The sequence below is a fragment of the Paenibacillus sp. QJM3NY_38 genome, assembly GCF_056173265.1.
Window position 1 is genome coordinate 7,110,053 of the sequence record NZ_CM149665.1, and the last position, 26,989, is coordinate 7,137,041.

Sequence of the window (26,989 nt, forward strand, 5' to 3'; positions counted from 1 at the left end):
ATTCCGGCTTGGCCCTCTCCAGCATGGAAGCCAAAGAACTGATCGAGTATATGATAACAAGCAAGCATACCTGCGGTTTCTTACGTTCAATGCAAATACAGAGGACACACCTTATCGGTGTCCTCTGTATTCACCGCTAATTTTATTTGGATTGACCTAACATGTTCATAAGAACGTTTACGGCCTCCGCTCTCGTGGTTTGAGCGCTTGGATTAAATTCGCCTGCGCCTATTCCCTTAACAATACCAAGTTTCTTCAGCGCTTCAACAGAGCTTTTCGCCCAAGCAGGAATAGCCTTGTCATCTGAAAAAGAGGTTGTGGGGATGTCGTTGGCGGATAGCTCGAGCGCATTCGCAATCATTGCTGCCATCTCTGCGCGCGTCATTTTTGCATTTGGACGGAAAGAGCCATCCTGATAGCCTCGAATAATGCCAGCCTGGACCGCCTGCGAAACTGCCTTCTTAGCCCAATCCCCGATCGATGCTGTATCTGTGAATATTAACTCCGCTCCAGCATCTGTTGACTTCAGCGCATTCATCAGCATGACGGAAAATTCTGCACGCGTCACGGTGTTGCCCGGCTTGAACGTTTCATCCGGATATCCCGTCACGATACGCTCACGTACCGCTTCCTTAATGCTTATTTCGGCCCAGTGTCCCGAAATATCAGTAAAGGAAATTTCCGTTGTCGGGTCTGTTGTTTTGTCGACTACGGGCATTCCGTTGGCTTTATTTACTACGAGTGCTGCATACTTCGTAAAGTGATTGACCTCTACGGATATATAATTCGCCTGTATCATGCCGCCCTCGACTTTCACCCATGCCTTTTTCACTTCATCAAAGTAAAAGACGGCCGCTGTTTGATCGTTCTTTAAGCTAGCAGCGTCGTAAGCTAAAGTCAATTTCACGGGTTTGTTAAAATTCCCCGAGACGTTTGTTAGAACTTCAAACACCGGGCTTGCCAAAACCTCGTTATTCTTTAAGAGAGCTTCGGTATTTCGTATTTTCTCTATCGATAATTTCAGCTCCTGAGGTGTGGCTCCTGCCGGAATGGAGATGATGATCTCTTTCCCCAGGCTCACCAACCCAGGTCTTCCTGTTGGCAGCGTGATTTTTCCATCGGATGAGGTAACTGTATTGTTCATGGGAGCCGTTGGCGTAGACGAACCGCCATCGGTGGATGCAACTCCCCCATTAGAAGACCCACCACCGGTAGGGGAACTATTCTCTCGAGTTACAGTGATCGTATAGGTTCTCGTCGATTGATCGCTTGCCGTTACAACAATCGTGATCGTATTCGATCCTACGTTCAGCAGTATATTGGAGCTTGCTTGCCCGCTTGTTACTAAAGTACCGTTAACCGTAATCGTGGCATGACTATCGAGTGCCGTCGCCGTTACGGTCAGTGCGGAAACGGAGTTAGACACGCTTGACGCGTACACTTCAGTTCCAGAAGCAAAGACAGGGCTTAGGGTCCCGTTCGATAATGTCACGCTGCTTAAATCCACAGACGCCGGCACCGTGAAGACTGAATACGAATTGGATTCCGTCGTGCCCGCTCCCGCATTGCCTGCGTAATCGGTCACCCCCGAGTTATCAAGCGTGATGGTATTCGTCGCCGCGTTTACATTGGAATTCGGCGTGAGCGTTGCTGTCCATGTCATGTTGTCAGATGAGCTTACGCTGCTCAACGTACCGTTTAACACCGTCAGGTCCCCATTAGTGAAGCCGCTCACCGCTTCCGAGAATGTAATGGTCACCAATGAAGTTTCGCCTATCGATAACGTAGTGTCGGCAACTACAATAGTAGCTGTCGGCCTCATTGTATCGATTGCGTAATTGTTCGAATCGGTGGTACCCGCTCCCACATTTCCTGCCGCATTCTGCACGCCCGTGTTGTCGAGCGTAATGACATTGGTTGCAGCTGTGATGCCGATGACTGGCGTCAACGTCGCCGTCCATGTGACCCCGCCATCGGACGAGCTCACGGCACTCAGCGTACCGTTTGCCACCGTCAGATCTGCATTAGTGAAGCCACTTACCGCTTCCGAGAACGCGATCGTTACCAGTGAGGTTTCGCCAATCGATAGCACCGTGTCTGCAACCACGATCGTGGATGTCAGCCGGGTTGTATCGATCGCGTAATTGTTGGAACTGGTGGTGCCGGCTCCCGCATTGCCTGCCATATCGGCCACGCCCGCATTATCGAGCGTGATGACATTGGTTGCATCTCTGATGCCAGGAGTTGGCGTCAACGTCGCCGTCCAGGTGATCCCGCCATCGGACGTGCTCACGGCACTTAGCGTGCCGTTTGCCACCGTTAGATCTGCATTAGATAAGCCTAATACCGCTTCCGAGAACGTGATTATCACCAATGAAGTTTCGCCATCCTTTAGTGCCGTGTCGGCAATTACAATAGTAGCTGTTGGCCTCAGTGTATCGATTGCGTAATTGTTTGAATCGGTGGTACCCGCTCCCGTATTACCTGCCGCATTCTGTACGCCCGTGTTGTCGAGCGTAATGACATTGGTTGCATCTGTGATGCCGGAGGCTGGCGTCAACGTCACCGTATACGTAATATTGTCGGACGTGCTCAAACCGCTCAATGTGCCATTCGCTACTGTCAGATCTGCTAGCGTAAAGCCTGTCACCGCTTCCGAGAACGTGATCGTCACATGTGAGGTTTCGCCAATCGATAGCGCACTATCGGCAACCACGATCGTGGATGTCGGAGACGATGCATAGACTACACCGGTCGGCTTGAGAAACAACAGCCCCGCTACAATAGATACGATTAGAGATAACAGCCCTATTTTCTTGCCAATATACATAATATTCCTCCCCTAATGTGTGGTTTTATTCCTTGATCTATCAAATGATGTACGTATCGCGGTTCACGCCATATTCCATAGGATGTGAACCACCAGTATCGACAAAATCTAACCGTCCTTCTAATTGTATATCGTCCATTTCTTTCAAAATCGTGACATGTCGATGATATAGAAGCCACACTCAGCCAATTAAAATCCATGGTTGCTGTAGAGTACGAACCTCTCGTATACAGGGGAGTAGGATTCATCACGGCATCCGTCACGGATCCATTCGGCAACGTGCTCGGTATTATGTACAATACTCATTATTTAGAGATAGTGAATTCACGAAGCCGGGGGTGACCCAAAAACATGGAAATCGATAAGACGGTACACGTGCAGACTCGGAAGGATTGGCGGAAGTGGTTAAGCGATTATCACCGTGCTGAAGATTATTGTTAGTCGATCAAACGAATCCTTCCGTAAATCATCTGGATTTGTTTGAGGAAGCCTTATTTTTTGGCTGGATGGACAGCACACGTAAAAAAATGGATGCCACGCATACAGCACAACGTTTCTCGCCCAGGAAGGCAACTGGTCAGAGCTTAATAAAGAGCGCGTCCGACGGTTAGATCGAGTAGGCTTTATAACGAAAGCAGGAAAGAAAGTATTGCCCGATATAAGGACCGAATCTTTTATACATTGTGTATTCCTCAACTGATTTACGGTTATAGTTATCTAAGGGCTTTTTTCGTTCATAAATGTACCGATCCATATCATTGGATTCAGATTATAATGGATGAGTATATGATAGATGTACGGTGAGAGCCTGTATATAGGTATTCGAATATAGCGTAGAAGAGGTTGAAGATGAGTACGAAACACTTTACGGATTATCAATTAAGCGAATCGATTGTGAAAGCGCTGAATAGCTTGGGCTATGAGACACCGACGGAGGTACAACAGGAAGTCATTCCGGTTGCGCTTGAGAAAAGGGACCTGGTGGTCAAATCGCAAACAGGTAGCGGCAAAACAGCTGCTTATGGGATCCCGCTCTGCGAGCTAGTGGATTGGAATGAGAATAAGCCGCAGGCATTAATCCTGACACCAACCCGCGAACTGGCGTTACAGGTCAACGAAGATATCACGAATATTGGGCGTTTTAAGCGAATCAAAGCAACTCCTCTTTTTGGGAAACATCCTTTTCACATACAAAAAGCCGAGTTAAAGCAAAGAACGCACATGGTTGTGGGTACGCCGGGACGTGTGCTGGACCATATGGAACGCGGATCGCTCTCACTGGAGCGGATTGCTTATCTCGTCATTGACGAAGCGGATGAGATGCTGAATATGGGCTTTATTGAGCAGGTTCAGTCGATTATTCAACGGCTGCCTCATGACAGGGTCACCATGTTATTCTCCGCGACGTTTCCTGAGGATGTGGCCAATTTGGCCCACAAATATATGAACCATCCTGCCCACATTGAGATTCAAGCAAGCGGTATAACAACTGCCACGATAGAACACGAGCTCATTCAGGTGATGGAGACGAGGAAGCTCGCCCTTCTTCAAGATCTGCTCATTGTTGAGAGTCCGGAGAGCTGTATCGTGTTCTGCCGTACGCAAGAGCATGTGGATAATCTATTCAGATCATTGGCTGATCTTGGCTACCCATGTGATCGTATTCACGGTGGAATGGAGCAGGAAGAGCGTTTCGAGGTCATGAATGCGTTCAGAAGAGGGCAATTCCGTTACTTGATTGCGACGGATGTAGCCGCGAGAGGTATCGATATCACGAATATCACCCATGTGATTAATTACGATATCCCGCTTGAGAAGGAAAGCTATGTTCATCGCACGGGACGTACGGGACGCGCAGGCAAAACGGGTAAAGCGATTACTTTCGTCACACCAAGGGACGATAGAAGATTAGCCGACATTGAAGAGTATATTGGGTTTCCCATACCCGTAGTGAAAGCTCCCTCCAAAGAAGAAGTCGATCACCGGCGAGAAGCTTTCGGGCACAAACTAAGAATCCAACCCGAGCTGAAAAAAGATAAGCGTGAGCAATTAAACAAACAAATTATGAAGCTTAACTTCAATGGCGGCAAGAAAAAGAAGCTTAGAGCCGTTGACTTTGTCGGAACAATTGCCAAGCTTGAAGGGGTAACCGCCGACGATATTGGGATTATTACGATCCACGATTTTGTGACGGATGTTGAGATTCTGAATGGTAAGGGACCTCTTGTGCTTGAAATGATGAAAAACACGACGGTAAAAGGCAAACTGTTAAAAGTGCGCCAAGGGAATAAATAAAAACTTAATAAGAACACTGACATAACGCCGTCAGTCATCGCAGCTCATAATAGCTATAACACCAACCATAGCGGGTTATAGGAGGAATAAATAATGAGCACAAACCAAACATTGCGAGGATTTGCGACCATCAGTTACTGGTCGGACGATATGGAAGCGGCAAAGGCTTGGTATTCGGATCTGCTGGGTATAACACCTTATTTCGAACGTTCGGGACCCGACGGTCAACTGGCCTATGCCGAATTTCGAGTTGGAGACTACCAGCATGAGCTGGGTCTCATCGATCGCCGTTTTGCCCCTGCACAACCAACTTCCGGCCCCGGCGGAGCGATCATGTACTGGCATGTCGATGATATAGCGGCCACCCTGAGCCAATTGAAATCCATGGGTGCTAAAGAGTACGAGCCGCTCGTGCATCGGGGGGAAGGCTTTATCACGGCATCTGTTACAGATCCATTCGGCAACGTGCTGGGCATTATGTACAATGCTCACTATCTAGAGATGCTGAATTCACGAAGCCAGGGGTGACCCAAAAACATGGAAATCGATAAGACGGTACATGTGCAGACTCGGCAGGATTGGCGGAAGTGGTTAAGCGATAATCACCATGCTGAAGATTATTGCTGGTCGATCATTACGGATCCTTCCGTAAATTATTTGGATTTGGTTGAGGAAGCCTTATGTTTTGGCTGGATTGACAGCACACGCAAAAAAATGGATGCCACGCATACAGCACAACGTTTCTCGCCCAGGAAGAAAAACAGCAACTGGTCAGAGCTCAATAAAGAGCGCGTCCGACGGTTAGAGCGATTAGGATTAATGACTGAAGCAGGAAAGAAAGTACTGCCCGATATGAGGACCGAAGCTTTTGTAATTCAGGAATCTATATGGATGGAGTTACAGCAGGACGAAGTGCTATACCACAACTTCAAAGCCCTGCCAGAGCTATATGTTAGAGTCAGGATCGACAACATCCAGTCCGTGCAAAGCGACGCAAGTCTGTATCATACACGATTGGATAAATTCATCGAACATACTCGTATAAATAAAATGTATGGAAAATGGAATGATGATGGTCGTCTTTTAGGGAAGTAAACCCCTCAAAGCCGAAACTATGCTTCACCTTCTATGTTACTTCACGCTCCAGGCCCCAAAAGGAGCAGCGTAAGCTGCTCCACATTCATCATGACCTCCATTTGCATCCACTTTTACACCACATACTCCGCCATAATCTGCTCAATATCGAATGGAGTAACCCCATTTTCCACCGAAAAGATCGTTTCCGCCTGATCCGCTGTATCTACCCACTCTCCTCTTGCCTTCGCATGCAGCATGAAAAGATCATACAGGTCAGCTTTCCGTAAGGTTGTCATGGCTTTCCCCATCAAGACCATCCCCTTCTGATTCCCTTCTACATTGTTGTAGTAATGTGGATGTCTCGTCAGGGACAGATCGGTCCAGATAACCGTACGTTCCGCCAAATCCAAAATAACAGGAATAGCGATCTGCGTATCTGCTGCGACATCGATTTTATTGGCCACCGTCGATGGCTCGAATATTTCACCGGAACCGGGTTTCTTGCGCATCATCCAGCCCATGAAGCACTCCGGCAGGTTGCAGTACGGTTGATTCGTAAACGAATGAAGAGTCGCCACAATATAACGTCCGCCGTACTGGACGATGGATGGAATATGCAAATCAATGAATTCGCATGCTCCTTGAGGGGCCGACACGATGTCTCCGCTGTGGACAGCCTTGTAATTGGATGACCGCAGATTCGTATAAGAGATATGCTCGACATACTGCCAGTCGTGATCATACATGACGGCGGACAGGTCAATATCCACGCGGCCCGTAGGCTCCCCGTCAACCCGTCCCTCCTTCCACCAGCTGAAGAAACGGATGGTATCCCCTTCCGTCATCGGCACGCGGCTTCCCCGAACCAACGTATGCAGGGCTTTGCTTGCCGATCTCTGGGAGAACGGCACATGATAGTCCTTCAAACGCTCGTCGACATAGGCCTTTCCTAAGGGCGGCAGTGCGGCAAACCGCTGGATTAACGCCTGCTCGCATACCTGCACGATGTCCCGGCATGCCGCTTCATCAATCTCCGGGAGCGTATGGGGCACGGCAAAGGCTTTGGCCACATTTCCTTTTGGAAAAAAGACGCGCAGCTCTTGAGGCTCACGGCGGCGGGCAAAATGGTTCTTCACTTGCAGCAATACCGGCGTCGATACTTGACTCGCGACTTCGCCAAAGGCCAGTACAACATACTCCGTATGTTCGGTGGATCGCAATAACTGATCCAATCTGCGGGCAAATTCCCCCGGACGCTGCATCAACAGATCAATCAAATTCCAGACCTGGTTGTACTGAAAAGCAAGCTCCACACTCCCGTTATACGTGGTAAAGGGCTTATGATTGCGTAAAATATCAAAAGCTTCCTCGCAGCGTATATACCGATGCTTATATTCGGATGGATGCAGAATTTCGCCCAAACGAATCCAGCGGTCCTTAAATCTGAGCATATCCTCCGTTATCGGATGGCAGCGTTCCAGCAATCCCAGAAGCAGTCGTCTTTCACGCCGCTTAAATTTGCGAAACCGCGTGGCTTCCGCCAGACTGACATCTCCGTCTGACCACGCCACCGCCAGACGAAGGACATCGGTTGCGGTTTTGAAATAACGCCCGATCAGCTCGACATCCCCCTTGTCATGCTTCATTAATGAGGCTGCCACGAATCCCGCATTCTCCTTGAACGGAATCTCGGGAGGGAGAATGGCATCCAGTTCATCCGCATCTGCTAACTTGATAACGGCCTCAATATCCTCTTTATCTGTTTGGGAGATGGAGCCTTTAGCCTGGATAAGCTGACGTATCATGGCATAAAAATCCGTTTTGCTCCCCAGTTCAATGACTTTCCGTTTGACTTCGTCCTGCAGCGGAGGTCTCTCCTCAAGCTCATACTCAGGCAGATCCCAAGTAAGGTAATGATAGATGGCATTCAGATAGAGCTCCGCGTCATCCTCCTCCATCACCTGCATCGGAAAAGCAGGATACATCGGCTCATATTTCACATGCGCACCTACCAGCACCCTTAAATCGTCAATTAGTGGTTGATAAAACGCTTCAAACTGCTCCTCGGATAAGGTACGAATCGCGTGTAATAGTGGATATGAGAACGCAAATCCAAGATGTTCGATGTTTTTTATTGCCGTTGCCAAATAAGCTTTCGATAGCCGCCCCGGCCCTTGCCCTTCATTTACAATCAATTTGTTCGCTCTTCGCAAATAAATGGTATTCATCATCATAAAAGAGTCCAGGAGAGCCATATCCCTAATGTCATTAAAGGAATAATAGAAGGAAGGAATATGATAGCCTGGACGCCTCCTCTCTTGAATAAAACTCCTTCAGGAAAGCTGCGACCCTAGGTTCGCCAATTGAAATAGAAGGAAGGATCGCAATAGCCTGAAGGCCAAAGTTTCAAAGTCCATGACCTCAAAATCTTTGATGAACCCATCATCCCATACCCGATAGTCGGCCAACAGGGCGAAAGTATTACGACTTTGGAAAATGACCACCGTTCGCTTTCCCAACATTTATGACACGTGTCATACGGATCTCTTTACAGGTGTGAATGTTGCGCCGGTCGGATCGTTCCTACAATAGTGACAAGAGAACTTAGGAGAAAGAAGGAATGGGAGATGGAACAACGAAAGGACAGAATCCGCCTGCTGGACATTTTGCGGGGCTTCGCGATCCTGGGAACGCTCGGGACGAATATTTGGATTTTCGCGCATGCGGGGGACCTCAGGTACATTACTACCTTTGATCATTCCGGTTGGTGGGGAGCGAATGACTTACTTCGCATGATTGTTTTATTCCTGGTGAACGGGAAACTGCTCGGACTGCTGACCATCATGTTCGGCGTCGGTCTGGAAATGAAGTATCGGCAGGCCAAGCGCAAGGGAAAACCGTGGCCTGGCGTTTATTTGTGGGCCGTCCTGTTCCTGGTCCTCGAAGGCCTGCTGCATTTTATATTGGTCATGGAGTATGACATCTTAATGAGTTATGGAGTAACCGCCATCATTGCAGCCTTCATCGTAAAGGGCGGCGACCGGCTCATCGCGCGTACGATGAACGTAATCGGCAGCGTCTTCGCTATTACGATTCTGGCCCTCGCGGGACTTATGCTGGCTAGCGGCGCAAGCGTATCGTTGGGCAGCTTTGACGATGTTGTTGCCCTTTATCAGGAAGGCACCTGGATAGAGCAAGTCCAATATCGGCTGGCGAACTTCCTTCCGCTGCGAATGGAAGCCATCCTCGTGATACCGACTAACGTGTTTCTGTTCCTGCTCGGGATTCGCTTCATGCGCTCAGGCGTATTCTCCCCGGACGAGAACGGAAAAAGGCTGCGGAAAAGGCTATTCAAGCTGGGCATATATGTCGGCGTGCCGCTCAACCTGCTCATATTTGTTCCCGGCGGCGCTTTCGATTTACCGGTACGCTATTTATTCGCCCCGCTGATGTCCATGGGGTATATAGCAATCATCGCGAGAATGATACAATATGGGAAATGGGAATGGCTGTGGCGCCGTCTGGAAAACGTCGGAAAAATGTCGCTGAGCTGCTACGTGCTTCAGAACATCATCGCATCCGCCGTCTTCTACGGCTGGGGCTTAGGGCTTGCCGGCAAGCTGAATTCGGCCGCGATTATCGCCGTCTGGCTGCTGATCTCCGCACTTCAGCTCGGCATGGCGTCCTTGTGGCTTCGCGGCTTCAAGCTGGGGCCCATGGAGACCGTCCGCAAACAGGCAGTAGGCTTATTCGAATCAAAATAGCCGGATTGGGGGCTAGATATGTTCTATAAGTTGTACCCGAGGGAACAGATCAAAAATTATTTGCTCATCGATGTCGTACTGACCGTATTCTTATGCTACCGGGTGTTTCGCTCGGATACGGCGCTGGGACTGTGGGGCAGCCTCTTGCTGCTCCTGCTGTTCCTTGTTTCGTTCTATATCGCACTATGGCGCAGGGGCGGCTGGCTGCTGGCTGCCGTGCTGACGGGCTTGTTCGCCGTCAGCGTACTCGGGGTATATACGGGGCCGAGCACCCTGATGTTCGGGATTATTTTTGCCGACTTGCTGGGCCGGTCAAAGTCGAAGGGGCACATCGCCATCGGCAGCGGGGCCATTGCTCTATCGTACCTGCTCGTGTTTGTTATCCGTCAGGAACCGTTGCTCGAAACGTCCAACGCCATTTACCTTCCGTTCATGATCATCCAGACGGTATACCCCATCGTCATCTACATCAAGGAGAAAGCAAAAAGCCTGCAGGGGGAGCTGGACGAAGCCAACGAGCAGATCGCAAAGTATATCCAGCAGGAGGAGCGGCAGCGGATCGCAAGGGATCTCCACGATACCTTGGGACAGACCCTCATGATGATCAAAATGAAGAGCGAGCTGGCAACGAAATGGGTGGATAAGGATTCTGCCCAAGCCAAGCGAGAGCTAAGCGAGATTCTGGATACCACCAGAACCGCCCTGAAGCAAGTGAGGGAGCTGGTATCCGATATGAAGTTCATCTCTCTGCCAAGCGAGCTGGAGCATTCAGCCAAGCTGCTGCATACAGCAGGAATATCGCTGAGCATCGAGAATCCGGAGAAGCTCCCGCTGTTATCCAGCGTGGAAGAAACGATGCTTGCGCTCTGCATCCGGGAAGCCATGACCAATATTATCAAGCATAGCCGGGCCAAGCGGTGCACGATCAGACTGGAAACGAAGGACCATGCCTTCGGAATCCATATCGCGGATGACGGCGTAGGGCTGGCGGGGAACGGCGACGGAAACGGCATCCCGTCGATCATGGAGCGGATGAAGACGCTGGGCGGCTCTTTCGCCATCGCCCCATCGCCTGAGGGAGGCACCAGGGTATCCTTGAATCTCCCGCTTCGCCGGCATGAAAAGGAGGACGCTTCATGATTCGAATCGTTATTGCGGAAGATCAGAAAATGCTTCGCGGTGCATTCGCCTCATTGCTTAATTTCGAAGATGACATCGAGGTCGTTGCCGAGGTGCCGGACGGGCAGCGAGCCTGGGACGCGATCCGGCAGCATCAGCCGGACGTGTGCCTGCTCGACATCGAGATGCCTCATATCAGCGGCCTGGAATTGGCCGAATCCATACGACAAGCAGGTCTGCCCTGCAAAATCATGATCGTTACGACCTTTGCGCGCCCGGGTTATTTGCAAAAAGCAATGGACACTCAAGTAGAGGGATATCTGTTAAAGGATGAGCCGATCGATTTCTTGATCGAAGCCATTCGGCGGGTCATGAAGGGCGAGCGGGTTGTGAGCACCGATCTGGCGGCCGCGCTCTTCATGAAGGAGGAGAATCCGCTCAGCGAACGGGAAATCGAAATGCTTCGCTTAACCAAGGAAGGCATGACCACCGGCGACATCAGCAAAGCCCTGTTCCTGACGAGAGGCACCGTTCGCAACTACCTCTCCTCCGCCATACAGAAGCTGGAGGCCGATTCCCGGCAGCAGGCCGTGGCGATCGCCGAAGATAAAGGGTGGCTGTAAAACACGCAACCCAAATTTAAACCATTTTTAACCAGAACCGTCCGCTCGTTTTAACCTTGATCCGTTACGATAATAGGAAATTGGAGCAACAAGGGAGAGAACGTATGCGAGTATTGGAAATGGTGTTGGTGGCATCCAGCGTTTTGGTGCTGATGGTCTTACTGTTCCGTAACACAATCAACCGGACGACAGAGGCTATAGCCGGCGTCGCTTGTGGCTCACTGTTGGCCGTGCAACTGCTGTTTGAGGGCTATAGGTGGCAGATGATTCCGGCCTATATCGTCGCCGCTTTGCTCCTCGCCTTCGTCTTATTTAGACGCAGAAAAGTCGGAAAACTGCTGCGTTACACGATATTGGCTCTATCCATTGTTTTGCTGGGCGTATCGGTTGCCTTATCGGTATTGCTGCCGGTCTTTCATTTACCCAAGCCTTTAGGCGAGTTCAGTGTGGGAACAGAAACGTTCCATTTTATCGATGACGACCGGGAAGAATCGTTTACCGAGCAGAAGAGCGACAAGCGAGAGCTGGTCTTTCAGGTATGGTACCCAGCTTTGGAATCTGGACGGAGCGCAGAGAAAAATTCGGTGTTCCCTAAGGATAGAGGGCTCTTCCATGCCTATATGCAAGCTTATTCCGGATATCTGGGCCTTCCCGCTCCCGCCCTCGACTACTGGAAATACAGCAAGGCCAATACATCTATCCATGCCGATTTGCATCCCGCGGACAATCCGTATCCAGTGGTGCTGCTGTCACACGGCATGGGGGTCGGCAGAATTTTGCATACCTCGCAGGCTGAACATCTTGCCAGCCACGGCTATATCGTATTCGCAGTCGATCATACTTACAGTACCGTTATGACTGCATTTCCGGACGGGCGCAAGACCGGATTCCTTACGGAGCAGTCTCAAGAGCGATTATTTGAAGACAGCCGCGCCATTTTAGATGTGTGGAACAAGGATACAGCATTTATTGTGAATCAGTTAGAGAAGCTGCATTCAGGCGCCATTACCAGCAAATTCGAAGGAATGCTGGATATAGACAACATCGGCATGTTGGGTCATTCCTTCGGTGGGGCAGCAGCTTTTGAAGCCGTTTATTCCAACCCGCGAATCAAGGCCGGCGTGAATATGGATGGCACGTTGTTCATCACGAAGGATCGGGACGACATGAAGAAACCGTTTATGTTCATGGAATCCGAAGATTTTATGAATGTGAACGAGCAGCAGGCGAAGTACCGCAAAACACCGGCCACGGATGCTGAGCTCAAGGAGCTCCGATTAACGCGAGAACAATTTGACACCATTCTGGCGAATCGGGAAACGGAACTGAAGCTGATGGACCGTTTATCGCAGCAAGGGTATGGAAGGACCGTTTATATTGAAGGAGCCGGGCATTATAACTTCACTGATCTCCAGTTGTACTCTCCGCTTATCGGACTGACTGGCATGACCGGAAGCATGAATGGAGCAAGGGGCGCAGAAATCGTCAATCGCTATCTTTTGGAGTTTTTCAACCAGCATTTACGCGGAATCGAGAGTAAGCTTCTGGCCGGTCCCACTGAGGACTATCCGGAAGTGAAATATCCGAGCTCGGTTTTTCAAGGTAAATAAATCCATAAGTATGAGTCAATGACCCGCATGAGGCACTTTGGAATAAGTGATCTTTTCGGGTCATTTTTGTTCAAGAATCAAACACCCTCCCGCTCTGTGTCCATTTTTTGTATATTCGCTCATAATATACCTCATCAATAATTAATAAATCGATTCTCATTATAAATGACTCCATTATTTATCGACTATACGCGCCGGCTTAGGGCCTTAACGGCCGCTATGAGGAGCCCGGACGTTATCAACAACCCCAAAAAAAGAGCGTCCCCCTTATGGGAAACGCTCTTTCTAGTTCTCCGAATTATTTCAAGCCCAGTACTTCAAAATCATAAATCCGCGTAGCCGTGTCCCCGCCTTGCGTCGCCTTCTCTATCTGAAGACGCACGTACCGTGCGGAGGTAAGTTCGATGGCATGGCTGCTGACCTCTTTCGTATTGTCTTTGACCGATACCGCATCCTTCCATTCCTTGCCGTCCGAGCTTACCTGAATGGTAAATGCCCGCGTATTGAACGCGGCCGGCTCGCCTCCGGCCTCCGCATGCTTGATCACGAATTCGCTGAGCTTATGCTCGGCTCCCAGGTCCACCGTCAGCCAGTGAGGCCCGTCTCCAACAGCACACCATTTGGTAGCGGCATTGCCGTCCACCGCAAATGCAGGTGCTTCCTTCTCATTCACGAAGCTGGATGCTGATGTTTCCTTGCCAAGGGCAAGGTTTCCCACGCCATTCTCCGCTTCCCGTGTAACCGTGATGAGCTTCTTCCGAACCAAGTCCTCGCCAACGCTATTGGTAGCGGTTAGCGTCACTTCGTACGTTCCTTCCTCCGGATACGTCACTTTAGGATTCTGCTCCGTGCTGGATGCTGGCTGTCCGCCCGGGAAGCTCCAGCTCCAAGACTCCGTCACTTCCGAGGAAAGATCCGTGAATTGTACGGTTTCTCCCGGTGCGATCAGCGTTTTATCCGCTTTGAAGGCTGCAACCGGCTTCGGATATTCCGGCCAGTCAAAGCTTACCGACGATGCTTTTCCTTGTTCGTAATGGCGGTTCACCGGAATCACGACCATCTTGGTTGCCTGCTCCTTCAGCAGTCGCTTCATTTCCGGCACGTAATATACCGTATTCCCCGTCATGCCCATCAGCTCATACTTGCCGTCCGGATGAACCCGGTACACCTGGTAGTACATTACGTCCTCAGCCTGTTTCGGTGCCTTCCAAGACAATCGCGCATCTCCATAAATTCCGTCGCGGAAATCATTATCGATGACCTGAAGATCGGTCACCTGGTGCGGTTTCTTCGCCTTATCATTCACCTGAGTAACAGCCAGTTTTCCAATATTGGCCCGATAATCCGCTATATCCGCGGCAGATTCGAATTGCAGCGTGATTCCCACGATCGTGCGGCCTTTATACTTGTTCAGCTTAACGCTGCCCTGCTTCCAGTCCTGATCGGCGCCCGTGGCAGTCCACTTGCCAGGCTCGAAAAATTCATACCGATCCGGTGCATCGGAGAATGCCAAACCAATCTTCACCTTGGCGTCCTTCGCATTGTCCGCATAGACGAGCGATACTTCCGTCGTCGGTTCTACCGGGATATTCGCCTTATACAGCTTGACATGGGTAGAGGAGCCTTTGCTTACCGCACCCGCCACCTGAAGCGAGCTGCCTCCGTAGTAGGATTTGCTGAAGTCAAATCCAGGCTTAAGGGCTTCACCCTTGCCGTTAGTTTCTGTGATCCAGCGCCAGGTCGGCAAAATATCCTGCAGGCTCCGATTGCTCCAGTCTCTGCTCCGCATCACTTTGCCGTCCACCGCGAACATATGGCCGTTGCCGGTATTGAAATGGGTGACAAATTCGGAATCGGTGAGCACGGTTTTGGCAACCACATCATTCGCAATCCCTCTCCAGGCCAGCGGATCGGTCCCTTCAGGCAACGAGGTATTAGCCGGATTCATGCCCGGTCCCGCCCAGAAGATCTGCTCCTTTTTCATATACTCCTCATGGGTTTCGGAGCTGTTGAACGCCCAATCGGGACGGTAAATGCCGAGGGAAGTCGTAGCTTTCTTGCCGTCCGGGAACACAACCGGCCAATTGAACTTGCCTTCGTAGCCTTTCGCCTCCACATCGATGCCGGCGTATAGATCATACGGACTGCGGCCAAGCTCCGCCGCTTTGGCCGGGGAATTCAGGAACGGAGTAATGTAATCGTATTGGCCATTCTTCTCGTCTTTGAACTGCCAGCGGAAATCGATAAACATATGGTCGGAAACGCGCTGATTTCCCGCCTGGAAGAACATCTCGTTCTTGTCCGTCAAAGCCCCCTGCCACTTCACCGGTCCTTCCTTGATCATGGAATCGTACCAGATCACTTCCATGCCCGGTGCCTTTTTCTGCTGCAGATAAGTTAGGAACTCAGCCATTTTGGCGGCATCCTCAGGCGTTCCGCCCTGTGTCTCCTGATTGATGAACCAGCCGTCAAATCCGTAATACGTGGCAACCTCAATCAGTTTGTCTGCAACTGGAAAGGATCCATCCTCCCGCTGCTTTAACAGATCATGCATCCACTGGATTTTTCCTCCATGCTCGGTTTGCGGCAAGAAAACGGTTCCAAAAACAGGTACGCCATTCTTGTGAGCCGCATCGATCACGTCGGCGCTTGGCGGAACGATCAATCCTTCGCCTGCCGAGCCGCCCCACATCACCAGCTTGTCAATATACTGCCAATTACTGAACGTATAGGTATGGAATTTCTCCGAGCCTTGGGAAGGAGCTCCGCTTGTGCTTGGATACATGGAAGCGATCGATAAAACCTTCACTTCCTCCTTGGCATTGCTGTTTACCTTATGACCCTGGAGACGCTGATCCTCCAGCTTAACCGTTCCCCGATTAAATAGCGCATCCTTATCCGTGGACGGCGACCATTCCAGCAGCGTGTTCGGATACCAATATGACGAGTGAGGCTGTGCCGCTTCGGCTTCTCCAGCAAAACCCGTCAGGGACGCGGCCAGCACTGCCGTGCTCATCCATACCGTCATTCTGCGTTTCCACTGGGCTTTCGTTAAATAATCCGGTTTGATTCGTTTCATGGGAAAACCTCCTGTTTATGTAATGATTTCGTGGTAAACAATGAATGCGTTTTCCATCGAAAAGAAGGAATGACAGAGAGAAACGGCCGCTTTAGATCAGCCGTTTCTACCCCCTCAAACACTTTTTTATGGATTACTTGTTTTGAGCCTTCCACTCATCAAACTGCTTTTGAGCTTCAGCAATAACTTTGTCAATTCCGGCATCCTGGAATTTTTGTTTTGCTTTTGGCAAGTATTCCTCAGGATCAATGGATCCGGTATACAGTGCAGGAATAAATTCCTTCGCTACGTTTGTGATAGCCGCAACCTCTGTTTTTACCGGAGCCGTGTCGAAGTTAAAGCCGAACGTAGGAGCTACCACAGCCGAGCTGTTAAACTTCTCGAATGCTTCCCACTTGTCTTCAGGCTCGCCTTCATGAAGATACGTCAGGAACATATTGCCGAGCGCAAATCCAGGCATGGCATAGTTTTCCTGCATAGCAGGCATATCTTCGATGTATGGCCCTTCAAGCTTCTTGTAGTGCGTGCCTTCCAAACCGTATTGAATCATATTGCGCAGTTTCTCATCCGTATTCAGCAGGTTCAAGAACATCATCGCCCGCTCCGGGTTTTTGGAGTAAGAAGAAATCGCCATCATCGAGCCCGCAGCGGAGCTGGTGTAAATGACTGGATCGTGCATCGGTCTTGTCACAATGTCATATCCTGCGTTTCTGGACCAGCCAAGCTCCGCGTATGGCTGTGTGATCTCGCGGTCCACGAGCCATTTACCGGTTTTGATGTTATCAATGCCGTCGAGCGTCGCTACGTCCTCGCGCACATAACCCGCTTTATAATATTTGCGCATCGTGGTCAGAGCCGATTTCAGTTCAGGTGAATCCAGCAGATTCTCAAATTTAAAGTCTTTGGTGTCAAGGTACATACCGATCGGAATTTCATCACCAAGCGGGAAGTCGACCGGCAAGTAAGGCTTAAAGCCTTTCGGTACGGCAAGCGGTGTAATATCCGCAGGCTCGTTCTCTTTAATCGTTTTCAGAAGCGGCTCCAGATCCTCAAGTGTTGTCACCTTGGAAATGTCCAGGTTGTACTTATCCAGATACTTCTTATTGAAACGCCATACAAACTGCTGTGCCAATTCCTTGTTGGCCGGGATGCCATAGTTCACGCCGTTCACCTTCGTTCCTTCCAAGAAACGAGGATCCAGCGCTTCCTTAATGCCTTTTCCATATTGATCCAGCAGATCATTCAGCGGCTTAAATGCGCCCTTCGCTGCATTTGGAAGATAATCGAACGCCCATGAGCTAGTGAAGGCGATGTCGTAATTCTCGCCGGAGCTTGTAATAACCTGCATCCGCTGGCTGTAATCGCCCCAGTCGATCATACTGATCTCGAGCGTTGCATTGATTTTTTCCGTCAAATATTTATTGATTTCCTCTTGTACCACGGGAAGATCCTTCTGGTTAGGCCCGATCATGTACATTTTCAGTTTGACCGGATCCAGCTTGGAAGCATCGACCGTGCCGTCGCTCTGAACGGCTGCCTCTTCCTTCGCAGGCTCGCCGGACTTAGCTCCTTCCTTGCTGCCGCAAGCCGACAATACAACCGTCAGCAGAAGCACAAGAGCAAGGGACAGTATAGAAACCTTTTTCTTAAACATGTGTTTTCCCCCTGTATCACTTAATGGTTAATGCTATATTGACACCGCTTACACACCTGAAACATCAAAGCCGGATTTCTCCGGCAGTGTGCGATGCGGGTACAACCATATGAAATTAGCCTTTGACCGAGCCTACCGTCAGGCCCTGGACAAAATATCGCTGGAAGAACGGATACGCCATAACAATCGGCAGTGTCGCCAATACGACCATCGCCATCCTTACCGTCTCTGTCGGCAGGCCGGCAGCTGCATCGAATGAACCGATATTCTGCGCATTCTGCGTCAGGAAATCCATGTTCTTCTCGATCTTCATCAGCATGAACTGCAGCGGTGGCGTTGCCTGTGGATTGTTATAATACAGCAAGGCATTAAACCAGTCGTTCCAGTAACCCAGAGAGCTGAACAAACCAATCGTTGCAATCCCCGGCAGCGAGACCGGCAGCACGATTCGGATAAAGGTCAGAAACTCGCCGGCGCCATCGATTTTGGCGGACTCGATAATTTCATCCGGAATCGTCGTTTGGAAAAAGGTTCGCATGACGATGATGGAGAACGCGCTCAGGGATAAAGGAAATATCAACGCCCAGATCGTGTTTTGCAGATGCAGGAACTGGGTCATCACGATATATCCAGGCACCATACCGCCCGAGAACAGCATGGTAAAGAAAGCAAGGAAGCTGAAAAAGCCTCGAAATTCAAAGTTTCGCCGGGACAATGCATAGGCATAAGTCGTAACCAGAGCCAGACTCACCAGCGTCCCCAGTACCGTGACCAGAAGCGTTAAGCTGAATGAGGACAGCAGCTCGCCTCCCGTTTCAAAAATATATTCGTACGCCGCCGTACTGAACTGACTCGGCAGCAGCCTGAAGCCTTCCAAGACCAGCGTCTGTTCGTCAGTCAAAGAAATAATAATAACAAATAGAAACGGAAAGATACAGGAGAACGAGAAGATGCCGATCACGATATTAAAAATCGTATTCCACAATGGGGAGATGGCGTTGTAGTCTCTCTTCTTTGAACGCTTTGCCGGCTGATTCGCGGTTTGCGTGGATAGCTGCGTCATGAACGGTACACCTCCCTCGGATTAGAAGATCGCATGATCTTTTTCAATTCGTCGAACGATATAGTTGGCGACTAGAATCAGAACCAGCCCTACAAGCGATTGATACAAGCCTGCTGCCGTACTCATTCCGATGTCCCCCATATTGATCAGTCCGCGGTAGACGAAGGTATCGATAACATTCGTTACCGGGTAGAGCGCGCCCGAGTCCTTCGGAAGCTGATAGAACAATCCGAAATCGGAACGGAAGATGCCCCCGATGGCCAATATGGTCAGTATGATCATAAGCGGCTTCAAGAGCGGAATCGTAATGTACCGCGTTTGCTTCCACTTGTTGGCTCCATCGATAACAGCCGCTTCATAATAAGACTTGTCGATCCCTGTAATAGCTGCCAGGTAAATAACGCTGTTGTAGCCCACGCCTTTCCAGATGCCGACAAAAACAAGAATGAAGGGCCAATATTTAGCTTCGGCGTACCAGCTGATCGGCTCTCCCCCGAAATAAGTGATGATTTGATTGAGCGTCCCTTTGTCTACGCTCAAGAAGGTGAACGCAAAATAACTGATAATAACCCACGACAAAAAATGCGGCAGAAACATGCCGGTCTGATATACCTTGGCCGTCCGCTTGTTGACAAGCTCGCTTAGCATGATCGCAAAGCCGACCGCAATGATCAGGCCCAGGATAATAAAAGCCAGGTTGTACAGAATCGTATTCCTCGTAATGATATAGGCATCATTGGTTGTAAACAGATATTCGAAGTTTTTGAACCCTACCCATTCGCTGTTGAACACGCTGGCAAAAAATCCGTCCGGGCTTATACGGAAGTCCTTAAACGCGAGAACGGTGCCGAACATGGGCAAGTAAGCAAAGATAAGAAACCAGATGGTTCCGGGCAGTATCATCAGCAGCATAAACCGGTTGCGTATAACCTTTTTGATGAACCCCGACATGAGCACTCCTCCTCTTCCCCGTTAAATACAAGTGATGCGACTGTTCTAGAAGATCCCCCATGATCTATGTCAATGCGGCTATTCTATCACTCACCCTAACTACTATCATTGTGCCAAGTAAGCGCTATCGCGCTCAAGTTGAAAAATACTAGAACGGGATGGATAAATTAAAGAATCCCTTATAAGTGCGTGTTCAAAAAGTCAGGTTTTCAGCACCGAGGCTTATGCTTCCGAAGTGCGTTTTTTCAAAACGCTTTAGGTTGGATGAAGCTAGGGACTGAGGAGCGGAGCTAAACGTTTTCACAGAAAACGCCTTCGAAAGCATCCGCTGTTTTGGGTACGTGAGCACCTGAAATGTTTTCTCAGGAAACATGCTTCGGGAGCATTTGCTTAGGCCCGGCTGAATTCAAGATTCGATGCCGAGTTACTCCTTGACTCCCTTCGTGATCAAAAGATGACTTTTTGAACAACCTCAATAAAATAGCAAAAAACAGGCCAAAGCTTATCTGCCCTGAGCCTGTCACTAGACGGTTTACGGTTTATTTAGATCCGATACATGGACCTCATTTCAGTTGGAGACACGCCCGTATACTTTTTGAACTGCCTGTAAAAGTACGAGCTGTCCGTATAACCTACGCTGAACGCAATATCCGCCGTCTTTTGATCGGTATGTAAAAGGAGCTGCGTAGCTTTCTCGATGCGGTACTGGTTCAAATAATCCGAGAAGCTTGCTCCGACCTCCTGCTGAAAAAGCTGCCCCAAATAATTCGGATGCATCTGCAGCCGCTGGCTCAGCGTCTTCAGGGAAAGCTCTTCCGGATAATGGTGCTGGACCTGCTCTACAAGGAACGAGACGTGCAGGCTATAGCCCTGATCCGCTTCTTCCAGGCGCGCAAGGCTGCGCTCGACGATACGCCACACATGATTTCGGAGTCCCTGGAGCGTATTAATCCGGTGCATTGGCGTAAACACCTCGCTGTAATCGGGGTTCTTCTCCATATCCTTCGCCGCGATCATCAGCTGGACTGCCGCATTCAAGCAGGTTCCCCGGGGTACCGTCGGCTCCCCGCTGTCACCGCCGAGAACGGACTCGATATAAGCCTGCAAGGACGGAACGTCTCCCTCGATCAGCAGCTTCGCGAACGTGTCGGGGCGAGCGGACGGCGAAGAAGCCTGAACGGTCTCCGGTTCCGCAGGCGGACTGTACAGCGTCATGTCATCTCCGGCAATCAGGCAGGCGTTGAAGTGGCTCTTCGCCTTCCTGTAGCTCTCCTGAATGTCTTTGAAATCATTGAATCCCGCATTTCCTTCGGAGCACCACATGCGCAAGCCAGTCAGCTCCCTCAGCTTGACCATGGCATTTCTCATACCCTCCCGCGCGGCATCCCTCCGTTCAGTCATCGCGACCGACATCACGACGATATCGTCATCCGCATCGGGGAAGCAGATCACCTCATGATCTCCCCCAAGCTCTTCCGAGAAAGCCCGGCAATACTCATCGGCTAGGCTGGTCAAGCGATAGAGCTGGGATACCGGGCGTTCGTCAGATATGAGCCGCAATACGTAAACCTGGTAAGACACATAATTCAGCGGAATTCCGAGAAGTTCGGCTCTTTGTTTTAATTCCGAGCTTTTGATGTCGCCGTTGACCCAACGCTGCAAAATATTGCTGCGGAGGATCTTCCAATCCTCCTCGGAGCGAAACCGTTTCAATTCCTCGCGCTCCCAATCGCCTCGGATATGCTTAATGGTGGCTTCCAGTTCCTCAATGTTGATCGGCTTCAAAATGTAGTTCTGAATGCCGAGCGTGATCCCCACCTTCACATATTCAAATTCTTCGTACCCGCTCAGCACTATGAATTTGGTGCAGGGATGCATTTCCTTTACCTTCTTGATCAGCTCGAGCCCGTTCATTCTGGGCATCATAATGTCCGTGATCAGCAGATCCACGGGCTCTTCTTTCAACCTCTCAAGCGCCTGTAACCCATCGTTGGCCGAACCAGACACATGCAGGTCGTAGTCCTGCCAATCCACAATGGTGGCCAAGCCCTGAGCGATCAAAGGCTCGTCATCAACAAAAAATACCTTCCTCATGTCGTCTCCCCCTTGCGAAGCATCGGTATTTCCATGCGGACCTCGGTTCCCTGTCCTTCCGTACTGTTTATAGTCACTCCGTAATCATTCCCGTAGTTCAGCACGATTCGTTCATGCACGTTCATCAGCCCGATCGAACGATGGCCCTTTTCGGGAGACTGGAGAACCTTGTTCAGCGTGCCGCGGATTTGGGTCAGCTTTTCCTCCGGAATGCCCGTTCCATTGTCCGATACGACGATCACGACCCGGTCCCCTGCCCCATAAGCTCGGACTGAAATTTTATTGTTGTCTTCCAGCGGACGAAATCCGTGAACGATATAGTTTTCCACGATCGGCTGGACCAGCAGCTTGATAATGCTGGCACTTTGGATTTCCGGATCCACCTCGATCTCCGTCTCCAGCCGGCCGTCATAGCGAATGCGGAACAAATCGAGATAAACGGAACACATGTCCATTTCCTCTTCAACGGTAACCACCGTGCTTTTTTTCACCATGTTCTTGAACATGACCGACAAGCTGTATATCATTTGCCCCACTTCCTTTGCCCCCACAAAGTACGCCTTCATGCGAATGGATTCAAGCGTATTGTATAGAAAATGGGGGTTGATCTGGGATTGCAGGGCAACCAGCTCCGCGTTTTTTTGCTTGATTTCCGAGGTATACATTTTATCGATATATTGCCCCAAACGGTCGCCCATGTCGTTAAACCGGCGGGAAATCTGCTGAAGCTCGTCTTCGCCGGACATCTGAATGCGCGTCGACAGATCCCCTTCGCCGATCCGGTTCATCGAGCGGATGATCCGCTGCACTTTTTTGGAGAACTTGCGCACGATCGTAAACGTAATCGCAAAACTGGCCGCCATAAACACCAGGGTGACCAGAATCAGTCCGGTTCTTAAACTCTCGGTGCTCTCTTCGATCAGGGATTGCGACACAATGCCCACCACCGACAGGCCCGCATTGCCGACATTCAAGATGTTCACCTTGGAGGGTTCGTCCAGCTCCACCCAGTCCCCGGCTTTCTCCTGCTCCAAATTGTAGGGGTAGGTTTGACCGTAGTATTCATCCTCCGAATCGTAAATCACGGTTCCCTGTGCGTTCAACACCAGGATCCGGCCTTTGACCGAAGCGCGGCTCTCCAGCCAGGATGAAATTTGCCGGGCGTCGAACTCCACATTCATCATCCCCACCCGATTCAGGGTCCACGGGTCCTTCAGCTCTCTCGAATAGGAATACGACCTTGGACTGGAGCCTCCGGATGAACGCGAGGACTCGTTCTGCGGCATGGTATCCCAGCTGTGCTGCTCCCGGCGGGCGAACCAGGTCTCCCACTTGTTCTTGGAGCCCGCTTCATTATTCAGCTGCTGGTTGGTCCGGCTGATATGCATGTAAAAATTGTTCGGATAGCTGTAGATTGACACGCTTCTGGCGCTTGATTCCTGCTCCAGATAATTTTTCAGCAAGGTATTGAAGGAGCGCAAACGCTGTTCTCCTGTCCTGGTGTACAAATCCAGGCGGTATTTCAGGTAACTCTCATATTCGTTGTTCAAAAAGTAGATCAGCTCATCGCTCAGCGTGGCATCTCCGTAAATCTGCTGAAATATATTCTGTATGCCCTCATACTGCCGGCTTAAATAAATATTCAGAACATGCGCGGATTTAAGATTCGCATCGGTCTGCTCACGGAGTATGCGCTGCGTCTGGTATTGATAAACCAGGGTTGCCGCAATCGCAAACAGCACGATCATGACGGTCGAATACAGCACAACGATTTTATTGAACATTTTTCGCTTCAGATGATTTAAATAGAATTGGCGCAGTCTGAAAATATGAAACACACCCTGTTCTATAATGGTCACTTCGGCACCCAGTGTACACCCTTTCCGTAAACCCGGCAATTGAAATTTGCATCTTTATGAAGCTTAAAGAAATAAATCACGCGCTTTCGAGGAACACGAATGCGGCACTCCGCTTCATGCCACCGAACGCGGCATAAACGTATTCTAGTATAGAATTGGCGGATTGCGATGGAAACCAGGAACAGCATTCGTTCTTTAAAACCGAACGCAGCATAGGAATATTCAACTTCGAAGGAATGGAACGGGACAAGTCAGCACAACGCATTTAGTATCGAATAGCAGAGGAATGCCCTTCGATATGTTGAATATGTATATGGAACTAAATCATAAATGAAACCGAGGCTATGAAGGATGAATCTTCAATTACTATATCATGAATATCTGAATCAAAAATTCAATAGAGGATTACCGTCCGTTCCATTGGACGACTTTGAATATGGAATTCTTGAGGAAGATGGCGCAGCATTATTCTTTATCGAACGTAAAGATGTGGCCTTTGTTGAGTGGGCGTACGAATTGCAACCCCGAGATCCCCATTATGTTGCGAACCCGGACTGGAAGCCTGTGCTCTCGGCTTTTTTCAACCATTTGGACGTCTATGATGAACTGGTACTCTTTTATCTGTTATTTACGATCAACAAGACAACGTCCATCGTAAGGAGCAATCCGATCAATGCCATGAATGATTTCATGAAGAACTATTGTTTCTTTCAGTTAGCTCAATTGGGGGAGACCAGAGGATTAAATGAGGAACAAAGGCAGCAATTAAGGGACTTCTTTTTCTTTTTCTACCTATATGCTCACCCGGTCAACGAGGAGACACTCTACGCCTTTTCATTCATCGGGCAAGATTTGGTTCATACGAAAACCAATATCCGTATGGAGCAATATTTTATTGTATATCACGATTACTATAGCGAGATTCTCGACAAGCATAGAGATCAATTGTTCATCGCTCCGCATGAAATTCATGCCTGCAAGAATCTTACACTGGAGCTGTTAAGGTCCATGGAGGGTAAATCGCCAAAGCTAACCATGCCTTTGGAAGAAGGTTTAGACGCACTATTACAGCTGATCAATAACGTTGATGATATGATTCATATGAACGTCGAGAATAAAACAACGTTATTCGGTATGATGAGGGACTTTCTCTCGGACAATCGCTCAAACCCCTATCGCGATCATTGCTTCCGTATGCTGCTTCAGAATTACGTTTGTTATATCCTTTATTTTAAGTTTGATGAAATTGATGATTTGGTTGATTACTTTAAAGATACTCCGGTATGGTGCGAAGCGATTATCAATAACATCTTTACCGATGCCATCTTTATTCAGAAGATGATGAGGCAGAACCGGATCGATATAACCAAGTATCCGAACGTGATCAAATTTTTCAATGAGGAGGCCCGGAGGATTTACCTGTAAGCCGAAGCATGGCCATTCCACAAGGAATGGCCTAATGGTTATGCACGAATCGGAGCGCCATCGCCCGATCATACTTGAAGCAACTTCATCTCATCCAATCATTGCTACTCTTTTGAGATATTAATTTTGCGGGCTACAGGGGGGGCTTTTTCCTCCTCGATCGTGTCGATGACACTGTCGATCACGGATCGCGATGCAAGCAGCCATTCCTTGACCGCGTTTTTTACATGCTCCTTGGTTTGATGTCGCTCCAGACTTTCCAACAGACGCTCCACTCGAAGCAGATTTCCCATCACTCGTTCCCTCCTAAGCTCTGCGCTTCTCATTGATCTTCAACCTTTCCTTGTGCAGTCAATTCCCGTTTGCCAAATCGGATGATAAGCCGGTCCTTCGCATACTTCGCACCTATTACTTCGCGTCCCATCAGCGTTCTTGGCAGGATAACCTTGCGTTTGTAGGCGCCTGCATCTACCGTTAATTCGTCACCTGTCTGCGTTAAATCAAGATTCGCCTTCTCGACAAAGGGAATGGAAAGCTCCAGCAGCATGTCTCCGTCCTCCTCCCGGATCGTCTCCGTTCTGCCACGGTACAACATGGCAGAAGGAACCTGCTCTCCATAAACGATATCCGCTAATTCTTCAAGAATAGGGAGTCCGATAACTTCCTTTTGCATCATAGGCGCCTTCAGAATCGGAAGCGGCTGAAAGTTCAATACGATTTCTTCCTCGTATTTCTTTTGAATGTCCCGCCAATGCGCGAAGAATCCTTCCCCTGCCTCATCCGGCAGCACCCGATTAACAATAATGGCATCCGTATTGAACCCGAACAGATTCAAATAGGTAAAGGAGCGCTTCGCTTCAGCAAGCACCATCTTCTCCGGGTTCAGCACGATCCTGACCGACGTGATCTCCGGATCCAGAACGAGCCGCTGCATTTCCTCCAAGCCGCGTGCTAACCGCTCGATACTGTCCAGCACGTCATCCGAAGGAAGATCGATATCCTTTACAATTTTGGCCACAGGCCGCACGATCTTGATCAATTTGCGTTCGGTCGGGAATATCTTCTCCAGCCACCAATTCAATACGTTTGGATAGCTCAGCAGCCGCAGCGTCTCTCCCGTCGGGGCGCAATCGACCACCAGTACGTCATATTGCCCGCTTTCAGCGTGTTCCTTGATTTTCAGTAAACTGAAAAGCTCCTCCATGCCTGGGAACACGAGCATTTCTTCTGTGGTGACATCTTTAAGCTGCGCTTTGTCGAGTAATTTCGTGATCCAGCCCTGGACGGTTCCCCAATTCCGCTCCGTTTCGCGGATGGCGTTCACTTCCTGCCCCCACAAGTTGTCGCTGATTTGGACGGGATCCGGTCCGATCGGTACCGCCAGCGAATCTGCTAAGCTATGTGCCGCATCTGTGCTGAGAATAAGGGTCCGTTTGCCTTGTTTGGCCATTTTCACCGCCGTCGCCGCCGCAATACTTGTCTTGCCGACGCCACCTTTGCCTGTGTAGATGATGATCCTCATATCCATCCGCTCCTTTTAGTACGA

Annotated in this window: 18 protein-coding genes and 1 pseudogene; 9 read left to right on the forward strand and 10 right to left on the reverse strand. The window is 49.7% G+C overall.

The window, feature by feature from the left end:
- Window positions 1-142: 142 nt before the first annotated feature.
- Window positions 143-2,830, reverse strand: coding sequence for an Ig-like domain-containing protein (locus tag AC0VZ8_RS33030; RefSeq protein ID WP_475485602.1), 2,688 nt, complete (start codon window positions 2,828-2,830; stop codon window positions 143-145).
- 156 nt (window positions 2,831-2,986) lie between these two features.
- On the opposite strand from AC0VZ8_RS33030, the pseudogene AC0VZ8_RS33035 reads away from it, so the two are divergent.
- From AC0VZ8_RS33035 to AC0VZ8_RS33050, 4 genes and pseudogenes are all read left to right on the forward strand, one after another.
- Window positions 2,987-3,172: pseudogene (locus AC0VZ8_RS33035) on the forward strand (VOC family protein); the annotation flags it as partial.
- A gap of 507 nt (window positions 3,173-3,679) precedes the next feature.
- A complete protein-coding gene (locus AC0VZ8_RS33040) occupies window positions 3,680-5,125 on the forward strand; it encodes a DEAD/DEAH box helicase (protein WP_475485603.1) in 1,446 nt (481 codons plus the stop codon).
- 93 nt (window positions 5,126-5,218) lie between these two features.
- Window positions 5,219-5,653: a VOC family protein gene (locus tag AC0VZ8_RS33045; protein WP_475485604.1), complete on the forward strand. Its 435-nt coding sequence runs from the start codon at window positions 5,219-5,221 to the stop codon at window positions 5,651-5,653.
- A 9-nt stretch (window positions 5,654-5,662) separates the two neighbouring features.
- Window positions 5,663-6,220, forward strand: coding sequence for a YdeI/OmpD-associated family protein (locus tag AC0VZ8_RS33050; protein WP_475485605.1), 558 nt, complete (start codon window positions 5,663-5,665; stop codon window positions 6,218-6,220).
- Between the two features lie 113 nt (window positions 6,221-6,333).
- Here the strand turns inward: AC0VZ8_RS33050 and AC0VZ8_RS33055 are convergent, their stop codons facing one another.
- Window positions 6,334-8,436, reverse strand: a complete 2,103-nt coding sequence (locus tag AC0VZ8_RS33055; RefSeq protein WP_475485606.1) for a TerD family protein — start codon at window positions 8,434-8,436, stop codon at window positions 6,334-6,336.
- Between the two features lie 393 nt (window positions 8,437-8,829).
- On the opposite strand from AC0VZ8_RS33055, the gene AC0VZ8_RS33060 reads away from it, so the two are divergent.
- From AC0VZ8_RS33060 to AC0VZ8_RS33075, 4 genes are all read left to right on the forward strand, one after another.
- On the forward strand, window positions 8,830-9,966 hold the full coding sequence (locus tag AC0VZ8_RS33060) for a DUF418 domain-containing protein (RefSeq protein WP_475485607.1): 1,137 nt from the start codon (window positions 8,830-8,832) through the stop codon (window positions 9,964-9,966).
- A gap of 18 nt (window positions 9,967-9,984) precedes the next feature.
- Complete coding sequence (locus tag AC0VZ8_RS33065) at window positions 9,985-11,106, forward strand: sensor histidine kinase (protein WP_475485608.1); 1,122 nt, start codon at window positions 9,985-9,987, stop codon at window positions 11,104-11,106.
- The gene (locus AC0VZ8_RS33070) at window positions 11,103-11,708 is read left to right on the forward strand and encodes a response regulator transcription factor (protein WP_475485609.1); all 606 of its coding nucleotides are present in this window, start codon (window positions 11,103-11,105) and stop codon (window positions 11,706-11,708) included. Before AC0VZ8_RS33065 ends, AC0VZ8_RS33070 begins: the two co-directional genes overlap by 4 nt.
- Window positions 11,709-11,812: 104 nt before the next feature.
- Complete coding sequence (locus AC0VZ8_RS33075) at window positions 11,813-13,318, forward strand: alpha/beta hydrolase (protein ID WP_475485610.1); 1,506 nt, start codon at window positions 11,813-11,815, stop codon at window positions 13,316-13,318.
- Between the two features lie 298 nt (window positions 13,319-13,616).
- Here AC0VZ8_RS33075 and AC0VZ8_RS33080 read toward each other — a convergent pair whose 3' ends face one another.
- From AC0VZ8_RS33080 to AC0VZ8_RS33105, 6 genes are all read right to left on the reverse strand, one after another.
- A complete protein-coding gene (locus AC0VZ8_RS33080) occupies window positions 13,617-16,397 on the reverse strand; it encodes an endo-beta-N-acetylglucosaminidase (protein WP_475485611.1) in 2,781 nt (926 codons plus the stop codon).
- Between the two features lie 133 nt (window positions 16,398-16,530).
- Complete coding sequence (locus AC0VZ8_RS33085) at window positions 16,531-18,051, reverse strand: ABC transporter substrate-binding protein (protein ID WP_071219422.1); 1,521 nt, start codon at window positions 18,049-18,051, stop codon at window positions 16,531-16,533.
- A gap of 115 nt (window positions 18,052-18,166) precedes the next feature.
- The gene (locus AC0VZ8_RS33090) at window positions 18,167-19,114 is read right to left on the reverse strand and encodes a carbohydrate ABC transporter permease (RefSeq protein WP_194540187.1); all 948 of its coding nucleotides are present in this window, start codon (window positions 19,112-19,114) and stop codon (window positions 18,167-18,169) included.
- Between the two features lie 21 nt (window positions 19,115-19,135).
- Entirely contained in the window at window positions 19,136-20,065 is a 930-nt protein-coding gene (locus AC0VZ8_RS33095; RefSeq protein WP_071219420.1) for an ABC transporter permease, read from the reverse strand.
- Window positions 20,066-20,608: 543 nt separating this feature from the next.
- Complete coding sequence (locus AC0VZ8_RS33100) at window positions 20,609-22,159, reverse strand: response regulator (protein ID WP_475485612.1); 1,551 nt, start codon at window positions 22,157-22,159, stop codon at window positions 20,609-20,611.
- Window positions 22,156-24,057: a sensor histidine kinase gene (locus tag AC0VZ8_RS33105; protein WP_475485613.1), complete on the reverse strand. Its 1,902-nt coding sequence runs from the start codon at window positions 24,055-24,057 to the stop codon at window positions 22,156-22,158. The genes AC0VZ8_RS33100 and AC0VZ8_RS33105 overlap by 4 nt, the downstream gene beginning before the upstream one ends.
- Window positions 24,058-24,369: 312 nt before the next feature.
- Here AC0VZ8_RS33105 and AC0VZ8_RS33110 point away from each other — a divergent pair, with 312 nt between their 5' ends.
- Complete coding sequence (locus AC0VZ8_RS33110; RefSeq protein ID WP_071219418.1) at window positions 24,370-25,443, forward strand: hypothetical protein; 1,074 nt, start codon at window positions 24,370-24,372, stop codon at window positions 25,441-25,443.
- A 104-nt stretch (window positions 25,444-25,547) separates the two neighbouring features.
- Here the strand turns inward: AC0VZ8_RS33110 and AC0VZ8_RS33115 are convergent, their stop codons facing one another.
- Both AC0VZ8_RS33115 and AC0VZ8_RS33120 read right to left on the reverse strand, forming a co-directional pair.
- Window positions 25,548-25,736 (reverse strand): hypothetical protein, encoded by a 189-nt coding sequence (locus AC0VZ8_RS33115; RefSeq protein ID WP_475485614.1) that lies wholly within the window; start codon window positions 25,734-25,736, stop codon window positions 25,548-25,550.
- A 29-nt stretch (window positions 25,737-25,765) separates the two neighbouring features.
- Complete coding sequence (locus tag AC0VZ8_RS33120; protein ID WP_475485615.1) at window positions 25,766-26,965, reverse strand: ArsA family ATPase; 1,200 nt, start codon at window positions 26,963-26,965, stop codon at window positions 25,766-25,768.
- Between the last annotated feature and the right edge of the window lie 24 nt (window positions 26,966-26,989).

Excerpts from the sequence above, each read along its gene's own strand:
- AC0VZ8_RS33095 (WP_071219420.1), bottom strand. The coding sequence starts at position 20,065 with ATGTCGGGGTTCATCAAAAAGGTTATACGCAACCGGTTTATGCTGCTG.
- AC0VZ8_RS33070 (WP_475485609.1), top strand. The coding sequence starts at position 11,103 with ATGATTCGAATCGTTATTGCGGAAGATCAGAAAATGCTTCGCGGTGCA.
- AC0VZ8_RS33055 (WP_475485606.1), bottom strand. The coding sequence starts at position 8,436 with ATGATGATGAATACCATTTATTTGCGAAGAGCGAACAAATTGATTGTA.
- AC0VZ8_RS33110 (WP_071219418.1), top strand. The coding sequence starts at position 24,370 with ATGAATCTTCAATTACTATATCATGAATATCTGAATCAAAAATTCAAT.
- AC0VZ8_RS33080 (WP_475485611.1), bottom strand. The coding sequence starts at position 16,397 with ATGAAACGAATCAAACCGGATTATTTAACGAAAGCCCAGTGGAAACGC.
- AC0VZ8_RS33060 (WP_475485607.1), top strand. The coding sequence starts at position 8,830 with ATGGAACAACGAAAGGACAGAATCCGCCTGCTGGACATTTTGCGGGGC.
- AC0VZ8_RS33120 (WP_475485615.1), bottom strand. The coding sequence starts at position 26,965 with ATGAGGATCATCATCTACACAGGCAAAGGTGGCGTCGGCAAGACAAGT.
- AC0VZ8_RS33115 (WP_475485614.1), bottom strand. The coding sequence starts at position 25,736 with ATGGGAAATCTGCTTCGAGTGGAGCGTCTGTTGGAAAGTCTGGAGCGA.
- AC0VZ8_RS33100 (WP_475485612.1), bottom strand. The coding sequence starts at position 22,159 with ATGAGGAAGGTATTTTTTGTTGATGACGAGCCTTTGATCGCTCAGGGC.
- AC0VZ8_RS33090 (WP_194540187.1), bottom strand. The coding sequence starts at position 19,114 with ATGACGCAGCTATCCACGCAAACCGCGAATCAGCCGGCAAAGCGTTCA.
- AC0VZ8_RS33075 (WP_475485610.1), top strand. The coding sequence starts at position 11,813 with ATGCGAGTATTGGAAATGGTGTTGGTGGCATCCAGCGTTTTGGTGCTG.
- AC0VZ8_RS33030 (WP_475485602.1), bottom strand. The coding sequence starts at position 2,830 with ATGTATATTGGCAAGAAAATAGGGCTGTTATCTCTAATCGTATCTATT.
- AC0VZ8_RS33065 (WP_475485608.1), top strand. The coding sequence starts at position 9,985 with ATGTTCTATAAGTTGTACCCGAGGGAACAGATCAAAAATTATTTGCTC.
- AC0VZ8_RS33045 (WP_475485604.1), top strand. The coding sequence starts at position 5,219 with ATGAGCACAAACCAAACATTGCGAGGATTTGCGACCATCAGTTACTGG.
- AC0VZ8_RS33085 (WP_071219422.1), bottom strand. The coding sequence starts at position 18,051 with ATGTTTAAGAAAAAGGTTTCTATACTGTCCCTTGCTCTTGTGCTTCTG.
- AC0VZ8_RS33050 (WP_475485605.1), top strand. The coding sequence starts at position 5,663 with ATGGAAATCGATAAGACGGTACATGTGCAGACTCGGCAGGATTGGCGG.
- AC0VZ8_RS33040 (WP_475485603.1), top strand. The coding sequence starts at position 3,680 with ATGAGTACGAAACACTTTACGGATTATCAATTAAGCGAATCGATTGTG.